Origin of the sequence: Sphingobacterium sp. UBA5996 (assembly GCF_002429765.1) — a bacterium.
In the GTDB taxonomy this organism is placed as follows: domain Bacteria; phylum Bacteroidota; class Bacteroidia; order Sphingobacteriales; family Sphingobacteriaceae; genus Sphingobacterium.
In genome coordinates this window covers 212,155-233,676 of sequence record NZ_DJAS01000001.1, presented here as the reverse complement: position 1 = coordinate 233,676, position 21,522 = coordinate 212,155, and the positions used below count along the sequence as shown (strand labels likewise).

Here is a 21,522-nt window from a genome sequence, read left to right as displayed (position 1 = left end):
TACACACGACACTATTTTAATTTTACCTCCATCATGTCATACAGTACCCAAACTCAGCTTGAGCACTGTTTGATAAATAATTATCTCGGGAGTTTTTCGGGGCGGCGCATCCGGTAAGACGTGGCTGTTATTGCATACAAAAATGCTTCAATATCTTTTATTTCGTCTTTGGTCAGATTAAGGGGCCGCATCAATGGATCGGTTAAAGGATAAAGTGGATCTTTTGTTTTCTGTTCGGTAGTAGCGGAATTCATCTGCATACCACTATTGTACATATTCAATAGCCCGGTCATATTCCAAAACAGTCCGTTGTGCATCCACGGATCGGTATTCATCACGTCGCGCAGGGATGGTGTCCGAAAGCGTCCTACGTCGGCAGGATCCTTTGTAATCTCGTATCGCCCTAGATCCTGATATTTCCGTTTGTAATAAGTGAGACCAATGTTATGATAAAGATCATCGGTAAAAAATTGACCATGATGACAATTCATACATCGCGCTTTGGTACGAAATAAATGAAGACCGCGAACTTCCTGATCAGACAACACTTTATAATTGCCATCTAAAAACTCGTCAAAACGGCTTCGTCTGCTTGTCAGTGTCCGCTGAAAGGCACCGAGTGCCTTTAGAACCTCTGACATGGAGTAATCGTCTTCACCAAAGGCCGCTATAAATAACTTATTATATGCAGGAATAGCCTTTAACTTGGGAATCAGCTTCGTCAATTCCATGTCCATTTCGTGATGTGCCTCAATAGGACCCAACGCTTGCTCTTCCAATGAAACGGCACGACCGTCCCAAAACAATTCCTTTCTTGCATAAACGTTCAACAAAGAAGGTGTATTCCGTGTACCCTCTAGATGATCATTGCCAACCGGTACCGTAAGCTTATCTGCCCAAGAAGTTTGCGGGTTATGACAGCTGCTACAGGATATTTGATTGCTCCCTGATAGAATGGGGTCAAAAAAAAGATATTTCCCCAGCTTCACATCGGGCTTTTCCATAAGTGAAAAATAGCTGGTATCAATCTTCGGTAAAGGCTCAAATTCCTTCCAATAAACCCCGGCATCTATCGATGGCTTAGGCCATTCGCTTAGTGGTCTGCGATAAAGTAATTGTAACTCGTCATCAGAGGCTTGCTGTTGGCCTTTCATAGAAAGTAACCCGACAAAACCAACAATGGCAGCCAATACACAAAACTGTTTTTTCATCATCTGTTTTTTATTAGGACTATTATCAAAAATAATTTATAAAGAAAGCCGAATTCCGATTTCCATATTCATTCTACTTCCAATTGCAAGAAATTTAGGTTCTATATTATCTTTTAATTCAACAGTACCCAAAGAATTTCGGAGATCTAACTTTCCATAAAAGGCAAGGTTGTTTCCCCAAAAGTGGTCCTTGTATTCAAAACCAAGTTTGGCACCTAAGTATTGGGTTCTATAATAGTAATAATCCCCAAAAACAACATTCTGGACAAAGGTACTTATGGATAAAGGATTATAATCCAATGTAATTTTTGTCGGAATAGCTGCATAGGTTGCTAATAAAAATTGTATAAGTTTCGTCCTGCCTTTCTGCAGATATAATCTTAGAGAGGGCTCAAAGCGTAATTGGCCCACTTCAAAATCAACCGCCTGCAAGAGATCTTTTCTATTTTCAGCATAGTAAGCAACAAGAAACCCTAATTCCTTGGCAACCTCACGATGCCTATCCCAAAGCTTAAAATATTGTCCTGTAAGGGAAAGTGTACTAACTTTATAATTGACTTTATTTAGGCTACCCGTAGTCAATTCGTTGCCATCAGCACCTTTATTATATTCTCCTTCCAAAATAAATAATTGCTGTCCCCGATCGCCATTATATTTGACGGCATCTGCAAAAAAGCTAATTGTATTTTGATCATAAATAGCCAATGGAGTGCTATAAAGAACAGATTTTTTACTATATTTTTGATTTGTATTGTGATATTGCTGGTATTCAAATTCCGCCTTTGTATGCCATCCATAGAACTTGCTAAGATACTGAAAGCCTAATCCCCTATATTTATCATATTTAATATTATTTCGCGTACTATCTTTTTGACGTACCGTTCCATACCCATAATTCATATAATATATTCGATCTGGGTATAGATTTGAAGATTGAAAATCCGTATTTTTGTATAACAAAGAAACGTTTTCGTCTGCATGTCCGATTATCCCGTATACCCCTAATGTACTTTTCGAAAAATTCAGGGTAATACCAGGTTTTGCTTTAAATGTAAATCTGTTCGACTTCAAACGTGGATCTACCGTGCCTGCACTCCAATGCCGATGATAATCTATCTGAATAAATGGTTGTATCGAATGCGTTAATTCGTATGTCAATGAAGCATTAAGCTGGTAGTTCTGACGTTGATAATCACCACTTTTATTCGCATAAGGATAATAAGTGCTTAAATCTTCAAGACCCGAACGGAGGCTATTGGCTAAACTGTCTTCTTGTATGGTGTTAAAAGTAAATTTAGCTCCCAATAAAAATTTTCCCAAACGATTAAACCCGTTGGCCTGTAAACTTGTAGAAACACCTTTGTAAGCCTGTTGAGCCTTTCTAAACCCACCCCTATCCATTTGATAAATAACTCGAATATCCCCATAAGACATCAATGAATCTCTTTGGAGAAAAGCTGGCCTCAGTAGGTTTCTTTCAACCAAGTGATGTTCGATGGTATAACTATAAATAGAATCCTTTCTGCTTTGAGCATAACTCAAAGCAGAAAGGGAAATCAAAACTATGATAAATAAAATTGAACGCATATGGATTCTAATCTATAAATGATGCATCCGTTTTAGTTGGATTTGCGCGTTGCAACACACCAAAATCATTTGATGAATTATTCGTATCTTTTAAAATACGTCTATTACCGATTTTCTTTTCAGTCTTGCGCACGATAGATTGGCTCGAGTAAGCTCCTCCAGGTACAGATATTGCCCCTGCGTCAAATCTTTGCGGTAAACGACGTGGGATTTGCTCAGCGACAACCGGTTCCTGAATCTCAATAGCATCCAAAATAAACCTTGCCGGCATTTGGGCGTAACGCACAGTACTGGTTGTAACAGCTTGTATAGTTGGGATCGCAAATGAAGGAATATTATTTAAATCAAAGTTTCCATCAGCTTTCATCAATACAAAAGACTCTCTGGCCTGTGGTGGAAAATACATATCACGCATACTTAGGGCAAGAAAAACCTCTACGTTTGTGACGGATGGATTGTCTACGTCATTGGCAAAGATCGTTCGTCCAGGCTGAATTTTTTGTTCATAGGGATATAACCAGGCTTCAAAATCAGCATTACTCAGGTCTACCGTCAGTTCAGGCTTTTGAGCACCGATTATATTGCCGTTGTTGTCCTTATAGGAACCAGCATAATTTAGAGCCGAACCAGCGATGATAATACTTTTTCCTGATTCAACAGGATATTTTTTGCCCGTCCCATCACTTGGAATCATAAATATTCCTTTTGCGTAAACATAATCTTCGTTCGCATTATCGGATACTGCCATATTGATAGATTTGCTCCAATCGTACTGATTATTACTTAAAGAATATTCGTCAGTTTTATTATTCGGTTTTCCGTAAGCCAATACCACCAATAAGCTATCAGCATACAAAGTTTCATCTGAATTATTATAAATTTCAATAAAATTATCCCGGTTAAGAGCCCCTTCCTTGGTATCCGATCCAGCGTAATAGATCTGTTTAATAACAAAACCGCCAACAGGTTCACTGGTCACTAAGCCAATATTAAAATCTTCATCGGCAAATAATGCCTTATCAGCTAATGCATAATTTAGATAGAATATAGATGAACGGTTTACACCTGTCAATTTGGTATATTCCTCAGCTGAGATGGCTAACGAGACATTGATACTGTAATTGCCCGGAGCAATATTATGCAATGAAATTTTACCCTTTGTATCTGCTTGAAGTTTATAGGAACTGCCATTACCTTTATTTATCAATGTAATTTTAGCCTTGTCATATGGCACCTCAAACCAAACTTCCTCGGGATTGACCGATAACTGCACATTAACGTTGATAGGTTGCACTTCGTCAATATCCTTTTTACAGCCTCCAAATAAGGCCAGTATTAAGGAGAAAAATAGTAGAATATAATTCTGTTTCATAGTATATGGTATTTGTTAAAGTTTAATTGATATTCCGCCCGTAATACTTAAAGGACTATTATAGCTGACGACTTCTTCTTGCTGTGTATTGGGATTCCAATAGGAAATAATGGGCTGCATGTTAAAAGTATTATAGGCTGTTACAGCGATACGGATCCTTTTACTGATTTCTTTGGCGACCGACACGGAGAAATTCATATAAATAATACGTTGCTTGCTGTCCGACAATGTTAGATCTTTCATGGGAAGAGATGACGCTAAATCGTCATTAATTAGCACTTGTCGCATGTTGGCATCCAGATAACCCACTGGTTTTCGATAATTGTCATTATAGTTTCGCTGATAGCGATTCTTCCAGAAAATATCCGTATTTGTCATGATGACAAATCCGATAGAAGGAATGTGCGTGGTGGTATTTAACTTACTCGTCAGTACATCATGTCTCCCTTGGTTGCGAGGTTGATATAACAGGTAAGAAACTGGCTGTCCATTGATCTGAACAGGAGAAGATAAATCCATTATATCCAAAACCTTGTCATCCTGATTAGATAAAATATAGGAAGTACTTGTAGATAAACTTGTACGAATAGATTTAATCTCCCTAAAGGCCAAAGACCAATCAAAACCGTAGGTAGAAGAGTTCTTAATATTTTCTATCCGATTATAGCCTTTATCGTAGTAATCTATATATTTTCCTGTTTCTTGGTAGACAATCTGATTTAAACCTTCATCATAATGGTAATCAAATACAGGCAAGTGAAACGGTTTGTAGACCTTGACAGAATTAAAACCATTTTTGTTATTTTTATAATAAGAATTGATACGGGATGTTATCCAAGAATTTTTAAATTCTATATTAAACTCAGCACTTTCCGATTTACTTGACTTTAAGTTTTCATTCTTTGTAATGAATTTCTCTGTATATACTAAATATAAGGAACTTTGGGTGTTCTGCGCGATAATCAATGGAATATCTATCCAGGAAGGTGATGGATAACGGTGTGCTAGCGTTGGAGATTTCGTTGCAACTCCAAAGGCCGCACTTAAAGCCCATCTCTTATCTAAAACAATTCTTGTATTTAAACGTGGCTGAAAGCTGGTGCTTCCATTTTGATTATCAAAACGAACACCAAAATTGCTGTTCATGTTTTTACCCAACAGTTTATAGTGAAAGTTGTCTGTCACGTAAAAACCTGTATTGATTAAAGCAGGATTAAGCTCAAAAGAATAAGGTCTAATATTTTGATTATTAAAATTAACAAATCGAGGTCTATCTGGATCAGAAATAATACCCCTCCCCCCATTATTTGCATACGAACCATTAAATCCATAGAGGAGACTGTGAACAGTTTTACCTATCTGAAACCTTTTCGTGAATTTTAAGCTAGTACTTGCTGTAATGGGCTTCCCTATAATCTCCTCTTCTGCCAGATACTGTGAGTTAAGAATTATCCCTTCATATATACCTGTCGTATCCTTAGCTGTATAGGGTTTGTTACCGCCATTTAACAACCATTGTGCAAAGCTCTCTTGCTTGCTCATGGAATAAGAAAACATGAGGCTGATCTCGTCAAAAAATCTTGTATTATAATTTAACTGTGTAGTGTTCGAAAAACGTACACCAATTTCTTTCGAGTAATATTTTCTTTTGGAATTATCGTCCGGATCCTGTTTTGCATCATCAATTCGCATGTTAAAATCTAAACTTAACTTATTGCGAAGTTTTCGTGATGCCGCCGTGTTCCAGCGCAGTGAAGTGCCGTACCTTTTGTATTCCTGTACCTTATCCTGTGGATTCGAATTTGAAATAGCATAGTTTAGATCTGTTGTTATCCCGCCCCAGTTCTTAGGAAGACTGAACCCTTTATTAAGTGAATAATTTCGGGAACCGTCATTTATATTCGTTGTAAAATGTAATGGCGAGTTTCCTGCTTTTCTTTCGATTAGAATAGCGCCATCGGTCAATTCGCCGTACTCTGCAGAAGCTACTCCCGGAATAACCTCTATTTTTTCAATAGATTCTACAGGTATCTCCCTTAAATCCACTCCTCTAAACGGTACATCGGCGGCATTTCCACTCGTAACAGCAGAAAGTACAGACCCCTCCATTCCACGCTGACCTACAGGTCTTGATTGCATATTAGCGTCATTGGAAAGGCGTACTCCGTCGATTATGATCGGTATTCCCAGCGAATTATTAAGCGTATTGCTGCCATCTAATGTATTTCTAAGGTTCAACGTTTGGGGAGCATTGATATTTGGCGCTGTCATTTGCTTGCCAGGCAATGTATTTAGTACATCCATCAAACTAAACGCTTGTACCCTTTCGATCGCCTCTTCGTTAAAAACGATCGATGAAACGGAATTCTTATTCTGTCTAAATTCCTGATTAACATTTATTTCCTCCAGTGTCAGGCTGTTATCCTTCAATACAAAACTTAAATTTTCATTCGTTTTTCGGCTATCAATCCAACGTTCTGCACTTTTCTTTCCAACATAACTTATCGATAATAAAAGGCTGTCACCATAATTTTTAACGGGAAGAATCAAACTAAACTCTCCCTTAGCATTTGTGATACCATTCAAATCAAAAGCCCCGACAAAAACAATGGCCCCATTCAAAGGTTTAGCCAACTGATCCATAACTATACCTTTTAGCGTGGTTCGCTGAGCACAAAGAATAATAGTGTGGGAAGCAAAAATTAATGTTAAAAATGTCTTTTTCATAAGTATGAATAAAAACGCAAAATAGATTCACACTATTTAAAATCGTTCTAAACAAATGCAAATTTAACGTAATTTAATTCATAAAATCAATTTATTTTTAATAATTCTAAATAAATAATGCATAAACAAGTATAATAGAATCAAAAAGAGGTATAAGAAGGAGCCTAAAAATTCAGTATCAATGAAAAAGAATGGTAGAAAAAGTATAGTCTTTTTTGATAAAAGCAGCTATTGAGGGTACTATTTTATTTCAAACAAAACGGGCAGCTGATCAGACTATTGCTCCAATTCAACCCATAGCAAATTTATCGGTGTGAAGTTGAGACGTATGGCTTCCTATGTTGGGTGACCGTTTTGTTTTATTGACTATGTCTAACATTTATTTTGCTATTGTTCGCGGTGCCTTTCGGATGATATATTGCGTCTCTTTTGTATCACTTTCCTCTTCCCAACGATTGCATACTTCCTTCGCTTATTTTGCTTAAGTACATTTTCCAGGAGAAGTGTCTGGTCTATAGCAAGCCATTCGACGAGATTAGCTGTTTCAATCTCTCCTCGATTCAAACTTTCCAATATAGTTAATGGGATATCAGTAATGCGCTTTGCTCCTTTTCGTTGTATTTTACTCATATGCGTTGCTAGTAACTCATCAATACTAATTCTATTTGTATAAGTGACATCCAAAAATCGATAGCTTACCCTACAATCTTTATCAATTACAAAAACAGCAGGCGCAGGTAATCCATTGTTGTCATTACCATTGTACTCACTTAATCGGATTCCCAACTTATTGTACGTTGAATTGGCATAATCCTGAAGTTCAAATGAGATACCACAATTGTTGGCCAGCATATTATCTTCGTCAAATAACCATTCAAAATCTAAAGCGAGATCGCCCCTGAGCTGATCATTGTATCGGGGCATTTGTGGCGAAATAGCAAGGAGAGAAACTCCGTGTTGTTTGAATAAGGCAAGTTTTCCTGCAACGCCAGTAACTCGAGATTGCAATATGGACACCAACTTCCGCGAAAAAACGCGACAATTACCTTTCCTTTAATCAATAGTTCGCCCAATTCAATGCATTTATTCTCCGTATTTAACAGGCTAAAATTGGGGAACTTATCATCGACCTGGATACTCTTTTCAATGAGATCCATGGCTGACAGATCTTCAATGGGTCTTCTAAATGCCTCTTTTTCTTCACTTGGAAGATTGGCTAAAGACGTCCAAGTGAAATGCTACGTGGCATTGCAAAAGTTGGCCAACGCGTTCTAAATCAACAGTTAACGGAGATGGTTGAAGATGGAATATTGTCCAAAAAGTCCTTTCATGAACTTCCGCCACGTGTAAAGTATTCACTTACGCCTTTCGGAGAGAGTTTGGTGGAAGTACTTTGGAAAACCCTCAGCAATCATAACAGGTTAACAATTGATAAAATATAGAAGAATATAGCTTTAAATATCAGAACAAAATCGGAATAGGCTATCTCCTCACAGTGCTGATTGGGATACCATTTTTTATAATCGCTGTAACCGTTTGGTTGATGGGTTGTATCTCTTGGCTTTTTTGGGTAAGTGTACCAATCTACAAATAATCCAAATAGCGATATCATTCCCATATAGCAATTACTATTCCAGCCATATTTGCAATAGTTTCACATATAAAATACTGACATACAATGTTTTATTCTTTCATAAAGAGAAAACGAATATGATAACTTTCGATACAGCTATGACGTCGTCCAAAATTTTGTCAACGAGAAAAATCTCCTCACTAGCTATAATTTACTATTTGAAAATATCCATATGCTCATCATAGATAGGACTTTTCATATCCAAAAATTTAAGTACACTATGAAATACATGATTTTGAGTCAACGTTCTATTTGGTTTCAATTGTTTAGAATGATCAGATACCCAAACAATAAAGGGAATCTCATATTGTTCTTTAGGTGCAATGCTCATAGGCAGTCCATGCATATATAGGTTATTTTCACCCAATGATTCTCCATGATCGGATACAAACAACATCGCACTATTGTATTCCTTTAATCCTTTTAGATCCTCGATCAGCCTGTGCAACATATAGTCGGTATAAACTACCGTGTTATCATACGCATTAATTAACTCTTTTTTCGAACAATTCCCTAATTCTACACTATTACAAACGGGCTTAAACACTTCGAATTTAGCCGGATATTTCTTGCTATAAGTTGGGCCATGACTTGTACTTGTATGAAGAACAACAAATACTTTATCCTTTTTACTCGCTGATATCCGTTCTTTTAAACCTGTTAATAAAACCTCATCGTAAGCACATTCTTCACCTTTACAGTTTGCAGCAAGCTGGTCACTCGTTTCATATTCTTTAATATGTACCGGAGGCTCACCCCAATTGCTTGTACGCCATATTACATCAACATCATTTCTGTAAAGGTAATTTGGCAAAATTTCATATAAATCGTCCGTATTTTTATGCTCTAATAGACACTTTACTCCTGCTGTCGTATAGGTCGAACAAGAAGTTGCATCAAAATGATGAAGATTCGGTGTCTTTGAAAGCAAAGGATTTGTGTTTTTTTGATAGCCATATAGCGAAAAATTCTCCCTTCGAGCGGATTCACCAATAACCAAGACGACCACGGTCTTTTTGTCACTAGTAATTGTCGCATCCGGCAATAATATCTCCTTTTTATTTTTTTGATGTTCATGGATATAAAAACGTGATATATTGACAGTATAAGACCAAGGCATGGCAAGTGCACCTAAAGTCTTAGAATTCTTATCAATCCATAACCAATTAGTTGCATTCGCAAATATTAAAATAACAACAAATAATAACGAAAGGGAGGACGTAACCAAGAACTTCTTTGGTTTATCCTTTACTATGTTGGCTTTGATGATGAAAATGCTAGGAATAATACCCAGAACCAAGAGATACAAGATCATTCTCAGGGAAAAGAAACCACTCGACTCGGAATAGCGAGTATTCAATATATTGCCGATCATTGTTTCGTCCAAAATAACGCTATAGGTGTTAACAAAATAAACGGCAATGGAATTGATCAGAAAGAACAAAACAAGTATGGATTTCCCAAAGCGACGTGATAGCGAAAAAAATAAATAAAGTACAAAAGCGTTCATCACCAGCATCAAAACCATTAAACTACCAATCAGGATAATACCCCCAAAGCTCCTGTAGTCAACATTGTTAAAAACAAAAGTATAAAATGGAAAATGGAAGAATATAAAATTCAACACACTCATTAACAGGACAAAATGGACTAGTTTTAAGCTATTTTTTAGCATAAATGGTAACGATTCTAAAGAATGAAATAATTAACAGATAAATGTAAAATAAATTATTAGCAAATTATTATTAATTATCCTATCAGCCAATACAATACTCAAAATAAGGGAGTAAAATTTAATCATACCCTATTTACCAACTATTCATACGGATGTTGCCACGGGCTGCGATAGGGTTTGCGCAGCAACTGAGTTGCCTCGGGGTCATCAATACATATTTTTTGAGTTGGATCATAAACTAAAGGGCGATTCAGCTGCATCGACAAATTGGCCAAAATACAGCTTGCGGTCGATATATATCCTTCTTCAATATCCGCTATAGGAAGATGGTTGTTATCAATTGCCGATAAAAGATCAAGCATATGCTTTCTTGTAGCAGGAGCGGTATGAAGCTCTATTCGGTGTTCTGTAAGATCTTCGGGAAACTCCTCTTTTTCCAAAATAACATCTTGTCGAATGGATTCACCTTCTCCAATCGGGATAAATTCATATTTCATGACGCTCCCCTTCAAAGTACCTTTATCACCATATATAACGAATGCCCAAGGATAGTCTGGGTCTGCTGCTGAGCCCCATGTCCTATGCTGCCATACGCAATTAAGATCTTCGTATTCAAATATGGCAGTTTGAGTGTCTGCAATTGTCGATTTCCCACCTTTTTGAACATAAATCCCCCCTTTTGCATAAACGCTTTTGGGCCATTTAAGCTGCAAAAGCCAGCGCACTGTATCAAACATATGCATTCCCATATCCCCGGTTATTCCGTTCCCGTAGGCCATAAAAGTTCGCCACCAGCTCCCATGAGGTAGACCATCAAAGGTGCGCAAAGGTGCTGGCCCAGTCCAAAGTTCATAATCAAAGAATTCTGGCACTGCTTCGGTAGGTGGATTGCCATTCTTTCGCATATGGTAGTAACAACACATCTCTACATGAGAAATTTTACCGAGTAAGCCGCGATCGATCACACGATTCTTGGCATCGACAAGGTGAGCTGTGCTTCTGCGCTGAGTTCCTACCTGAACTTTTCTGTTATATTTCCTTGCAGCACGACAAATCGCATCCCCCTCAAGCACATCAACACTGATAGGTTTTTGCAAATAAAGATGAGCACCCGAACGTATTGCGTCAATAGCCTGCCTTGCATGCCAATGATCTGGGGTTCCAATTAAAACGAGATCAAATTTGTGATTAGCAAGCATCTCTCTATAGTCATTGTAAAGTTTCGGAACCTTTTTCGAAACCTGACGATCACTAATTAGACGCCCCGCTTCTTGTAAGTGACGGTTATCAACATCACATATTGCAACGACATCGACATCACGAACCTGAATTAAACGACACAAATCACTTCTGCCGTACCAGCCTGCACCAATTAACCCAACCCGAAATTTTTTTACGACATCTTTAAACGACAGCGCTTTGACTTGCAATGCTGACAAGGTTAGCACCGCCCCTGCTCCTTGGATAAATCTCCTGCGATTTAAATTGAAAGTACTCATAATTTAATGGTTTATTACCTAATATAAGAATAATAGGTAATAAACTATTAAAAAGCTGTCATTAATAGCATCCTACGTAAATGCTTAATTGCTTTTAAATAATACTTTTACTATCTTCGATAACGATTAAAACCATTAAACAACTATAATGCTTACAAAGAAGATTCTCTGTTTTGCTTTTGGCTACTTTTTGCTTACGCAGACATATGCTCAAAAGATCACATTGACACCAAATAATGTAATGCCTTCGCAGGTAGCTACTCAGTTAACAAACTTCAAGGGACAAAATGCACTACAGGTAAAAGGACTCACAGATGGTGAAAAAACAATGGCGCTGATAAAAGATATTGACTTCCATAACGGAGTGATCGAGGTAAGCATTGCGGGCCAGCCCATGGATCAAGCCGGAGAATCCGCCCGTGGCTTTGTTGGTATTGCTTTTCGAACAAGCGCCGACATCTCAAAATCAGAAATATTTTATTTACGTCCTACAAATGGGCGGGCCGAAGAACAATTGCGTAGAAACCATGCAACCCAATATATCTCTATTCCGGGATATCCTTGGGAGAAACTAAGGGAGGAGACTCCTGGGAAGTATGAGGCTTATGCTGATATGGGACCTGGGGAATGGATAAAAGTAAAAATTGAAGTCAATAACGAAAGGGCAAAACTTTATTTAAATGAGTTTTCTCAGCCAACTTTGATCGTTAATGATCTCAAACAGGGCAAAGATTTGCGGGGAAGCATTGGACTTTGGGTCGGCCCGGGCACTTTAGGCCATTTTAAAGATCTCACATTAGTTAAAGCAGATTGATAGTACACCAATTAACTTTATCTGAGTGACTATGATTTGATTTATCGACTTCGAACTAAACTGAATATAAAAAAGCCCTAGAGCGGGGAACTCTAGGGTCTTAGCCATATATTAACCTATTTTATGAAAAGTATTTGTATTAATAACGTCCGATTTCTCTATTTATTTTGTACAAAATAGCGATTTCTTATTTTTTTATTTTACAAAAACAATCTTCTATAATCAATGCTTTGATAATGCATACAAAGCGAATGTACCTAGCCAATGCGACCCCATATAGTCATCATTGTTTGTAATATTGGGCAAAGAGTACATTAAATGTTTATTAGCCAATTTGTGCAAGTAACTTAACTCAGGTAAAGCCCTTGCGATACCATTCAAACAATTTGCACGACTAAAATTAAGTCCATCCAAATGAACCAAATGTCCATCTGTCCGGTCTTTCACAATACCGGGCTCAAGATTAAAATTTGCACTAAACAGCTCTGGCATAAATACCTTCAGCCATTTGCGGTAATCCTCTTTTTGAAGTACCAAGCTCATACATAGCGCTTCCTCAAGACAAGGAGAAAGAAAATCACTTCCACTTGGCTCAAAAGAAATATTACAGCCTTTATCTTGGCTAAATAATCGTGAAGCATTAGTCATCAATGATTTTTCAAATGTCACATTCCCCGTGCTTCTCGCGTAGTCTAAAGACAACGAAATACCGAATGCAGAATTATCGTGGTATCCTGTTCTGATCGGATAAACCAATTTGGGCAGATACTCCTCATAAGATTTTACTACATGATTCACCAAAGGTTCAAGACTCATGGCCCAGCGTTTTGCATCTTTATATTTCCAAGTTAACAACTCTTTATGTAACTGTAGCAACCAAGCCCATCCATACGTACGCTCAAAATTTTTATTGTTCTTATCTTTGAAAAAAGCTAATTCGATCGCAACATTTTCTGCTGTAATATTTTGGTTTAATTGTTCCCGAATTTCTCCAGAACTATCCAAATTTGGAAATTCTTTCAAAATATGGACAATTGACCAATAACCATGTACAGAAGAATGCCAATCAAAACAACCATAGAAAATTGGGTGCAGTATGCGCGGTGATTTCAGATCGAGATCACTACCTAGCACCTGTCCGAGTTTATTAGGATACTCCACTTCGATGCAATGTAATGGTAAACTGAGCAAATGCTTCGCTTGAATACTATCCAAGACTAAAGGCTGATTATTTGTACTTGTGTTTACTTTAATTTGCGAATTATTATGGCAGGCTAAAACAGCAAATGAGACGCAAAGAATTCCTATTACTTTTTTCATATTTTTTTGAAACTGTCCGTTATCTAATCAAGTAATTGCTCAACTAATTTGGGAACAGCGACAGTAGCTGCCTCCTCAAAAAAAGTTATATTACGCAAGAATTTATTGTTTGGTATTTTTTTATCGATTAAAAATGTTTTACAATGATTGGGAGCAAATTCCTTGAGTCCAGCTGCAGGATAAACTTGCAAAGAGGTGCCTACAATTATTAAAATATCAGCTTCCGAAACGACAACGACAGCCTCTTCAATCGCTGGTACAGCCTCTCCAAACCAGACGATATTAGGTCTCAACTGACTGCCTTTTTCACACAGATCCCCCATTTTGATCTCATCCCCGGCAATTGGATAAACCAGTCGGTCATCAACAGAGGACCTTGCCTGATCTAGGCGACCATGCAAATGAATAACTTGAGATGACCCAGCTTGCTCGTGCAAGAGATCGACATTTTGTGTGATAACAATTACGTTGTATTTGGATTCCAGTTTAGCTAAAGCAAGATGAGCGAGGTTTGCTTGTGCAAGCGAAGCAGCTCTCCGTCTCAAATTATAAAACTCTTGAACCAGTGACGGATTTCTACGCCAGCCCTCAATAGAAGCTACTTCCATCACATCATGCCCCTCCCATAAGCCGTTTGCATCTCTAAATGTAGGTATACCACTTTCTGCCGAAATACCAGCTCCACTTAATACTACGATATTTTTCTTTTTCATCTAAATTTACTTCTTAATGAATTTAAAAATAGCCCTTTTAGATGACCATCTGGAGGAAGAACACCTGCCATCGATCATTCCTCTATCAGCAAAGTCGCATAGTCATTGGGAAGCTGTAACCGAATAGAATCTTTACTCGCTGCAGCCCGCCGATTCATTTCCTCAAAAGAACGTTGGTAATATACAAAAGCTTTATTTGTAATATGCAATTGCCTGGCATTTTGAATATGAAACCTATACCGATTGTTCTCCAATTTAACATGCTGATATATTCTATAGGTCACCACTTGAATTTGTATTTTATCAAAGTTTGAAATAATCTTCAAATTTGCAGGCTCATAAAAATATTTATCCTTGAAATACATGAATTCATTAGAATTGGCCAAGCTTATTAAAGATAAATTTCCGTGAACCACTTCGCTTACCAAAGAATCAGCCCGCAAGCGTTCAGTACTACTTCCATCTCCAGAATAGCAACAAATAAAAAGAAGAGCGAACAGCGGAATTAATGCAATTTGAACCAGATTCATGGGACTAAATTAATAAAAAATGCTATCGCGCCACAATTCAGGAGAAAATATAGCGCCCGAATAATTTAAAGGTTACTCTCAATAGCACCGGCCTTCTTATCCTTCGATAGTTCATAAGGCTATTTTACTGTTTACATAACAAGTTTATGCAGGAAAAATACATATAAATGCGCAGAGTTATATTGTTTAAGAGATAAATTGTGATACAACAACTAAATTGCTTCAATATTTTCAAAGCAGCATAAGTTGAATCTCCCATTTCAGAAATCTCCTATAATTGGCCATGTATGGATAATAAACTCGAGGGTACTCAGAAAGTTACCTATAACCTATTGTAATAGATGTTCGTTATTATTGGATATAAAAGCAAATTTATCTATGTTTGAGGGGTATGATTGAATTATATACAGATGGTGCTTCAAGTGGGAATCCAGGCCCTGGAGGTTACGGAACTATTTTAAGAACTATTTATACGGGCGATAATGAAACCTTTAAGGGAAAACTTATCGAAAAGGAGTTTTCGGGTGGTTACCGCAAAACGACCAACAACAGAATGGAACTAATGGCGGTTATTGTTGGCCTCGAGGCCTTAAAAAACTTGCATCAGCAAGTTACAGTGTATTCTGACTCCAAATATGTTATTGATGCCATTGACAAAAAGTGGGTATATGGCTGGATCCAAAAAGGTTTCGCGGGAAAAAAGAATAAAGATCTTTGGTTGCGTTTGATGACTGCCTATAGATTGCACAACGTACGCCTTGTCTGGGTAAAAGGTCACGCTGGGCATCCGTTAAATGAACGTTGCGATCGTTTGGCCGTTGCTGCAGCAAAGGATAAAGCGAACTGGAAAATCGACAGTGTCTTTGAAATGGAGGAAGCCAAATAAAAAGGGACATATTTTTTGCAATGCCCCTTTTTATTTTAATTTGATTATTCGCCGCTTTCTTTAGCCGCTAGATATCTTTCAGCTTCCAAAGCTGCCATACAACCTGTACCCGCAGCGGTGATAGCCTGACGGAAGACATTGTCCTGAACGTCTCCACAAGCAAACACTCCTGGTATATTTGTCGCAGTACTATCTGGTTTGGTGATCAAATAGCCTGTTTCATCCATATCCAATACTCCCGTAAAAAGATCCGTATTGGGCTTGTGCCCTATTGCAACAAAGAATCCTGTCACTTCTATGTCTTTTTCAGATTGATCCTTATTGTTAATAACGCGAATTCCAGTTACCACCTGACCATCTCCTAAAACCTCTTTTGCCTCAGAATTGTAATGCACTTCGATATTGGGCGTATTCATCACACGGTGAACCATTGCTTTAGAAGCACGGAACTCATCTCGGCGCACTAACATATGTACTTTTGAGCATAATTTTGCGAGATATGTAGCTTCTTCTGCGGCGGTATCTCCAGCACCAACAATAGCAACTTCCTGGTTTTTAAAGAAAAATCCATCGCAAACGGCACATGCAGAAACACCAAAACCATTATATTTTTGTTCAGATTCCAGACCTAACCATTTTGCGGTTGCTCCCGTTGCGATAATCACTGTATCGGCGGTAACTTGTACAGTTCCGTCGATTTCGACACGGTGTACGGTCCCTGTAAAATCGACTTTTGTAACATATCCAAAACGAACTGAAGTACCAAAGCGCTCAGCTTGTTCACGTAGATCTTCCATCATCACCGGCCCCGTAATACCTTTTGGATAACCTGGAAAATTGTCCACTTCAGTGGTTTGTGTCAATTGCCCTCCCGGAACAATACCGGTATAAACTACTGGTTTCATATCCGCACGTGCCGCATAAATCGCTGCAGTATAGCCTGCTGGCCCCGAACCAATAATCAAACACTGTATATGCTCAACTTCTTGTTTGAATTCCATAATACTTTTTCTAAGCTATTAATTAAAGTTATTTTTTAAATTTATCTTGCAATCCTTTCAACATGTCCAAGGAAATGCTCTGTGGCGCCTCCTCATTTTGTTTGTTGAACTCTTTTTTCGCAAGTTTTTTATCTTCCGCTGAATGAGCTACAGCCGCTTTAGCTTTTTGCTCGTTCTTCTCCTTTTTGTACCTATTCCAGATATTTTCTAGCACTTTTTTGGTATACAATGGAAAATCTCCATTTTGCATCCAAGCATAGTAGCTCGGCTCCTGCTCAAATACCTCCACAATTGGTTTTCCTTTGTGTTTTCCAAAATTGATCGTTTCCAACCCGTCGGCATTGTAAACAAGACGTCCGGCAAAATCCACCGGCTTACTTAAATTTGTAAATGCATGTAAAGCTTCCACATCGTTGACGACTGGATGAGACACCACACCATGTTTATCTTCAAAAGCCGCACCTTCATACTTCGTCAACTGCGCTTTCAAAACTTCGTAAGTTGCGCGTACATCCGCTTCAGCAGTATGTGCATTTTCGAGGTTTTCATTGCAATAAAACTTGTAGGCAGCTTTCAAGGTCCTTTGTTCCATTTGATGAAAGATATTTTGAACATCCACAAATGCCCTACCCTCCAATGAAAAGTCAACACCAGCCCGTAAAAACTCCTCCATCAACATTGGCACATCAAACTTATTGGAGTTATAACCCGCTAAATCTCCATCCGCAATAAAAGCAGCTAGTTCTACTGCTATTGCTTTAAAATTAGGAGCGTCTTTCACATCCTCATCATAGATGCCATGGAAAAAAGAGGATTCCGCCGGAATAGGTATTTCGGGATTAATCTTCTTAGTATAGACTGTTTCTTCTCCACTGGGCATCACTTTCAGAAATGACACTTCAACAATACGATCGGACGCCACATTAACGCCTGTAGTTTCCAAATCGAAAAATACCAATGGCCTTTTTAATTTTAATTCCATGCTGGATAGTTCACTTTTTTATCAAAAACCAAAAATACAAAGTAGTATTCGATTTTTGTAGTCTAAGAAATTTAATTTACAACCGCTTGATGAACTGGTTCTTCCTGGCTTATTTTACCAACAACAACTTTCACCATTGCGTTAAAGTCCAAATATTTATTGGCAATATCATACACCTTCTCAGGCGACATATTTCTAATCTGATCCATATAATAGGAATAATATGTTAACGTCATCTCATTTAACAATACACTTTTAAACTTATCGGCATGCGAAAAGATACTTTCCAATGATCCTAACATCGAACCTTCCATATAGGTTTTAACAAGATTCACCTCCTCTTCAGAGGCCAATTTTGCTTTTAACAAGTTGATCTCTTTTTCAATCTCTTCCAAAGTCGCTTGCGTTACATCCACCCCAACTTCGGTTACAATGGTCATAAACCCTGTATGTTTGAGGGTAGCAACGGCCGAACCAATACTATAGGTATAGCCTTTTTCTTCTCGAATATTCCGCATGAGACGAGAACCAAAAAAGCCTCCTAACAGGGTATTAACAAACTGTAGTGCAGGATAATCAGGATGTGTTCTTGAAATGGTTTGACAACCTAAGCGAATCGCCGACTGCAAGGCGCTATCTTTCTCCTCATAGGCTAGTTCAGAGGAACCTTGAATCAACACAGGTTTTTCTACGGAAATCAAAGGCGCCCCGTACCACTCCTCTCCAAAAATCTGCTCGAGTTCTTGCAAAAGCTCATCGGAAACGTTTCCAGAAACAATTAACGTGCAATTGCCAGGTACAATTTCTTTCCGGTACAACTCAATTAATTGCATGCGCGTAATCGTGTCATAATCTTCTAGCTTCGGCGTCCGTCCATAGCGATTACCCGTACCGAAGATCAGGTTATAGAATTTACGCCGCGCCAGATAATCATTTTTCTGAATAGAAACTTGAAACTTCTGTTTGTTGTTACGTAAATAGGTATCCAGCTCCTGCTGTGGTATCGATGCCTCCGTAAGAATATCTTTTACAAGAGGTAGAAGTACTTGACTATGTCTATTCAAAGTATAAAGGGATAGAGAAGTCACGTCAAAAGAGTATTCAGGAACTAGAAATGCTCCATAAAAATCCACTTTATCCGCAATCTCTGCACTGGACATTGAGTTGGTCCCCTCTTTAAGTAAAGCATTTAAAGCACTATTTAACAAAGGGTTCTCTGTCTGTCCATCAAGATAGGCATTGTCAAAAATCCATTCGATACGCACCAACTCTTGCTCAGGCGACTGGAAAATATAAACTGGCAAACCGTTTCCAAATTGTTTCTTTATCGGTTCTTTTAAACTGATGTTTCCAATTTCACGAAACACAGGTCCTTGCGTTCTATCCAACATATATAGCCTCCTCCATTTTTGATTTATATAGTAATATCGAAGCATTCTCGGGTCTAAAAATTGCTTGTGCCTGGCGTTGAACCTCCTCGGCACTTACCAATAGGTATTTCGAGACCTCAGTGTTGATACCATCTGCATCGCCTAGCAACTCATGGTAAGCTAAATTCATTGCTTTATCCAAAATGGACAACTCCGCAAAGACATTGGTCGATTCGATTTTATTTTTCACCTTTTCCAATTCCTTCATAGGTACTAATTCGGATTTTATAATCTCCAATTCAGACCACACCGCCCGCTCAGCTTCGTCAAGCGAAACGCCCGCAGTTGGCTTCCCTTCTATAACAAAAAGGTTACTATCTATGCTTCCCATCACATAAGCATTTATCTCACTAAATAACTGCCCCTCTTTAACCAACCGTCGATACAAACGAGAAGAAGAACCTCGAGATAAAATATCTGATAAAAGATCCATGGCAAAATAACCTTCTTCCAATCGTGCTGGCCCGTGAAATGCCATGTAGAGTGCATCAAGAGGTACCTCTGCCCAAATAGTTTCACGCCGCATTTCCTGCTGTTCTGGTTCTTTCGGCAATTGACGATTATATTTTATACCAGGTTCAATATCACCAAACCATTTTTGGGTTAAAAACTTAACTTCTTCAAAATGTACATCACCAGAAACAACCATTATTGCATTCTGCGGATTGTAATGTAATTTGAAAAACGCTTTCACATCTTCCATTGTAGCTTCTTCGATATGACTCAATTCCTTGCCGATCGTTGCCCAGCGATACGGATGTACCTGATAAGCTAAGGGTCGCAACTTAAGCCATGCATCCCCATAAGGTTGATTCAAGTAACGCTGCTTAAACTCTTCGATCACTACATTCCGTTGTACTTCGAGACTTTGTGCTGAAAAAGCCAAACTCAACATCCGGTCCGACTCTAACCACAACGCTGTCTCTAGATTTGATGAGGGCAATGTGATGTAATAATTGGTGATATCGTTGCTTGTGAAAGCATTATTCTCTCCTCCAACTTTTTGCAATTCAGTATCAAAATTAGGAATATTGATACTTCCACCAAACATCAGGTGCTCAAATAAATGGGCGAATCCGGTTTGCTCTGGCGACTCGTCCCGTGCACCCACATCGTATAACATGTTGACACAAGCCATAGCCGTATTGTGGTCCTCGTGAACCAAAACACGGAGCCCGTTTTCTAATATAAATTTTTGATAAGAAACCATCTAATTTTTTTCGGCGTTTTTAAATCCAGTTAATACCTTTTCGTAATAAAGATAAGGTCTTGGCTTCTTCGGAGCCGGCTTCAGGACGATAATCATATGCCCAATTGGCTTGGGCTGGTAAACTCATCAATATCGACTCTATACGTCCATTCGTTTCTAACCCAAATTTAGTACCCGAGTCCCATACAAGGTTAAATTCTACATAACGACCGCGACGTATTAGCTGCCAGTTTTTTTGTTGTTCGGTAAAAGTTTTATGCTGGTTCTTTTCAACTAGTGTTGTGTAGGTCGGCGCAAAAGTGCGGCCGAGATCACATGAAAAAGCAAAAATCTCATCCATACTAAGCCCTGTATTTTCAGTATTTAACTTGTCATAAAAGACACCGCCCACACCGCGCGTTTCTTGTCGATGACGAATATAGAAATAGTCGTCGGCCCATTTCTTAAATTTACCGTAAAATGTATTATCGTGCTTATCGCATACCGCCTTTAGTTGTTGATGGAAATAACGGGCATCTGTTTCATCAACATAGTGCGGTGTCAGGTCTATTCCTCCGCCGAACCAACGAATCTGATCGTTTAGCTCAAAATAGCGAATATTCATGTGTATAATCGGCACCAATGGATTATTGGGATGAATCACAATCGAGACACCTGTAGCAAAAAAGTCATCTTCATTTACTCCGAACGATGTTTTAAGCGTTTCAGGCAACTTCCCATAGACAGCAGAAAAATTAACCCCGCCTTTTTCTAAAATACGACCATTTTGAATAATTCTAGTACGACCGCCCCCGCCGCCTTCTCTCTCCCACAGCTCCTCTTCAAAACGCGCCGATCCATCTAATTCTTCCAGCGCCCGGCATATTTCATCCTGAATTTCTTTATAAGCTAAAGCAATTGCTTCTTTTTTTATCATCTATTTTCTTACAAAA

16 protein-coding genes and 2 pseudogenes are annotated in these 21,522 nt (G+C 38.3%); 3 read left to right on the top strand and 15 right to left on the bottom strand.

Features of this window, described 5'->3' with window-relative positions:
* Positions 1–80: 80 nt before the first annotated feature.
* The 5 genes and pseudogenes from B3E00_RS00955 to B3E00_RS00935 form a co-directional block, all read right to left on the bottom strand.
* A complete protein-coding gene (locus B3E00_RS00955) occupies positions 81–1,214 on the bottom strand; it encodes a cytochrome-c peroxidase (RefSeq protein WP_293936347.1) in 1,134 nt (377 codons plus the stop codon).
* 33 nt (positions 1,215–1,247) lie between these two features.
* Entirely contained in the window at positions 1,248–2,798 is a 1,551-nt protein-coding gene (locus tag B3E00_RS00950) for a DUF6850 family outer membrane beta-barrel protein (RefSeq protein WP_293936344.1), read from the bottom strand.
* A 7-nt stretch (positions 2,799–2,805) separates the two neighbouring features.
* Positions 2,806–4,170 (bottom strand): DUF4876 domain-containing protein, encoded by a 1,365-nt coding sequence (locus B3E00_RS00945; protein ID WP_293936342.1) that lies wholly within the window; start codon positions 4,168–4,170, stop codon positions 2,806–2,808.
* Between the two features lie 15 nt (positions 4,171–4,185).
* Positions 4,186–6,897 (bottom strand): TonB-dependent receptor, encoded by a 2,712-nt coding sequence (locus tag B3E00_RS00940; RefSeq protein WP_293936340.1) that lies wholly within the window; start codon positions 6,895–6,897, stop codon positions 4,186–4,188.
* A 387-nt stretch (positions 6,898–7,284) separates the two neighbouring features.
* A pseudogene (locus B3E00_RS00935) lies at positions 7,285–8,054 on the bottom strand (peroxiredoxin-like family protein).
* A gap of 75 nt (positions 8,055–8,129) precedes the next feature.
* On the opposite strand from B3E00_RS00935, the pseudogene B3E00_RS00930 reads away from it, so the two are divergent.
* Positions 8,130–8,339, top strand: a pseudogene (locus B3E00_RS00930) (winged helix-turn-helix transcriptional regulator); the annotation flags it as partial.
* A gap of 345 nt (positions 8,340–8,684) precedes the next feature.
* On the opposite strand, the gene eptA reads toward B3E00_RS00930, so the two are convergent.
* Both eptA and B3E00_RS00920 read right to left on the bottom strand, forming a co-directional pair.
* The gene (gene eptA, locus B3E00_RS00925) at positions 8,685–10,205 is read right to left on the bottom strand and encodes a phosphoethanolamine--lipid A transferase EptA (RefSeq protein WP_293936336.1); all 1,521 of its coding nucleotides are present in this window, start codon (positions 10,203–10,205) and stop codon (positions 8,685–8,687) included.
* Positions 10,206–10,345: 140 nt separating this feature from the next.
* Entirely contained in the window at positions 10,346–11,704 is a 1,359-nt protein-coding gene (locus tag B3E00_RS00920; RefSeq protein ID WP_293936334.1) for a Gfo/Idh/MocA family protein, read from the bottom strand.
* 148 nt (positions 11,705–11,852) lie between these two features.
* Between B3E00_RS00920 and B3E00_RS00915 the strand changes: the two genes are divergently transcribed.
* On the top strand, positions 11,853–12,518 hold the full coding sequence (locus B3E00_RS00915) for a hypothetical protein (protein WP_293936331.1): 666 nt from the start codon (positions 11,853–11,855) through the stop codon (positions 12,516–12,518).
* 222 nt (positions 12,519–12,740) lie between these two features.
* On the opposite strand, the gene B3E00_RS00910 is transcribed toward B3E00_RS00915, so the two are convergent.
* From B3E00_RS00910 to B3E00_RS00900, 3 genes are all read right to left on the bottom strand, one after another.
* Positions 12,741–13,838 carry a DUF2891 domain-containing protein gene (locus B3E00_RS00910; protein WP_293936328.1) on the bottom strand — a complete coding sequence of 366 codons (1,098 nt, stop codon included), beginning with the start codon at positions 13,836–13,838 and terminating at the stop codon, positions 12,741–12,743.
* 23 nt (positions 13,839–13,861) lie between these two features.
* Entirely contained in the window at positions 13,862–14,551 is a 690-nt protein-coding gene (locus tag B3E00_RS00905) for an SIR2 family NAD-dependent protein deacylase (protein ID WP_293881432.1), read from the bottom strand.
* Positions 14,552–14,625: 74 nt separating this feature from the next.
* Positions 14,626–15,081, bottom strand: coding sequence for a hypothetical protein (locus tag B3E00_RS00900; RefSeq protein WP_293881430.1), 456 nt, complete (start codon positions 15,079–15,081; stop codon positions 14,626–14,628).
* Between the two features lie 391 nt (positions 15,082–15,472).
* Between B3E00_RS00900 and rnhA the strand changes: the two genes are divergently transcribed.
* Positions 15,473–15,967, top strand: coding sequence for a ribonuclease HI (rnhA, locus tag B3E00_RS00895; protein WP_293881428.1), 495 nt, complete (start codon positions 15,473–15,475; stop codon positions 15,965–15,967).
* A 44-nt stretch (positions 15,968–16,011) separates the two neighbouring features.
* Here the strand turns inward: rnhA and trxB are convergent, their stop codons facing one another.
* The 5 genes from trxB to hemF form a co-directional block, all read right to left on the bottom strand.
* Entirely contained in the window at positions 16,012–16,968 is a 957-nt protein-coding gene (gene trxB / locus B3E00_RS00890) for a thioredoxin-disulfide reductase (protein WP_293881426.1), read from the bottom strand.
* Between the two features lie 28 nt (positions 16,969–16,996).
* The gene (locus B3E00_RS00885; protein WP_293881424.1) at positions 16,997–17,950 is read right to left on the bottom strand and encodes a 3'-5' exonuclease; all 954 of its coding nucleotides are present in this window, start codon (positions 17,948–17,950) and stop codon (positions 16,997–16,999) included.
* A 71-nt stretch (positions 17,951–18,021) separates the two neighbouring features.
* Positions 18,022–19,341 (bottom strand): M16 family metallopeptidase, encoded by a 1,320-nt coding sequence (locus B3E00_RS00880; protein ID WP_293936326.1) that lies wholly within the window; start codon positions 19,339–19,341, stop codon positions 18,022–18,024.
* Positions 19,331–20,590, bottom strand: a complete 1,260-nt coding sequence (locus tag B3E00_RS00875; RefSeq protein ID WP_293887419.1) for a M16 family metallopeptidase — start codon at positions 20,588–20,590, stop codon at positions 19,331–19,333. Before B3E00_RS00875 ends, B3E00_RS00880 begins: the two co-directional genes overlap by 11 nt.
* A gap of 19 nt (positions 20,591–20,609) precedes the next feature.
* A complete protein-coding gene (gene hemF, locus B3E00_RS00870) occupies positions 20,610–21,506 on the bottom strand; it encodes an oxygen-dependent coproporphyrinogen oxidase (RefSeq protein ID WP_293887417.1) in 897 nt (298 codons plus the stop codon).
* Positions 21,507–21,522 lie beyond the last annotated feature (16 nt).

What these genes read in the sequence shown, in the direction of transcription:
- B3E00_RS00955 (WP_293936347.1), bottom strand. Translation starts at nt 1,214, where the DNA reads ATGATGAAAAAACAGTTTTGTGTATTGGCTGCCATTGTTGGTTTTGTC.
- B3E00_RS00950 (WP_293936344.1), bottom strand. Translation starts at nt 2,798, where the DNA reads ATGCGTTCAATTTTATTTATCATAGTTTTGATTTCCCTTTCTGCTTTG.
- B3E00_RS00945 (WP_293936342.1), bottom strand. Translation starts at nt 4,170, where the DNA reads ATGAAACAGAATTATATTCTACTATTTTTCTCCTTAATACTGGCCTTA.
- B3E00_RS00940 (WP_293936340.1), bottom strand. Translation starts at nt 6,897, where the DNA reads ATGAAAAAGACATTTTTAACATTAATTTTTGCTTCCCACACTATTATT.
- eptA (WP_293936336.1), bottom strand. Translation starts at nt 10,205, where the DNA reads ATGCTAAAAAATAGCTTAAAACTAGTCCATTTTGTCCTGTTAATGAGT.
- B3E00_RS00920 (WP_293936334.1), bottom strand. Translation starts at nt 11,704, where the DNA reads ATGAGTACTTTCAATTTAAATCGCAGGAGATTTATCCAAGGAGCAGGG.
- B3E00_RS00915 (WP_293936331.1), top strand. Translation starts at nt 11,853, where the DNA reads ATGCTTACAAAGAAGATTCTCTGTTTTGCTTTTGGCTACTTTTTGCTT.
- B3E00_RS00910 (WP_293936328.1), bottom strand. Translation starts at nt 13,838, where the DNA reads ATGAAAAAAGTAATAGGAATTCTTTGCGTCTCATTTGCTGTTTTAGCC.
- B3E00_RS00905 (WP_293881432.1), bottom strand. Translation starts at nt 14,551, where the DNA reads ATGAAAAAGAAAAATATCGTAGTATTAAGTGGAGCTGGTATTTCGGCA.
- B3E00_RS00900 (WP_293881430.1), bottom strand. Translation starts at nt 15,081, where the DNA reads ATGAATCTGGTTCAAATTGCATTAATTCCGCTGTTCGCTCTTCTTTTT.
- rnhA (WP_293881428.1), top strand. Translation starts at nt 15,473, where the DNA reads ATGATTGAATTATATACAGATGGTGCTTCAAGTGGGAATCCAGGCCCT.
- trxB (WP_293881426.1), bottom strand. Translation starts at nt 16,968, where the DNA reads ATGGAATTCAAACAAGAAGTTGAGCATATACAGTGTTTGATTATTGGT.
- B3E00_RS00885 (WP_293881424.1), bottom strand. Translation starts at nt 17,950, where the DNA reads ATGGAATTAAAATTAAAAAGGCCATTGGTATTTTTCGATTTGGAAACT.
- B3E00_RS00880 (WP_293936326.1), bottom strand. Translation starts at nt 19,341, where the DNA reads ATGTTGGATAGAACGCAAGGACCTGTGTTTCGTGAAATTGGAAACATC.
- B3E00_RS00875 (WP_293887419.1), bottom strand. Translation starts at nt 20,590, where the DNA reads ATGGTTTCTTATCAAAAATTTATATTAGAAAACGGGCTCCGTGTTTTG.
- hemF (WP_293887417.1), bottom strand. Translation starts at nt 21,506, where the DNA reads ATGATAAAAAAAGAAGCAATTGCTTTAGCTTATAAAGAAATTCAGGAT.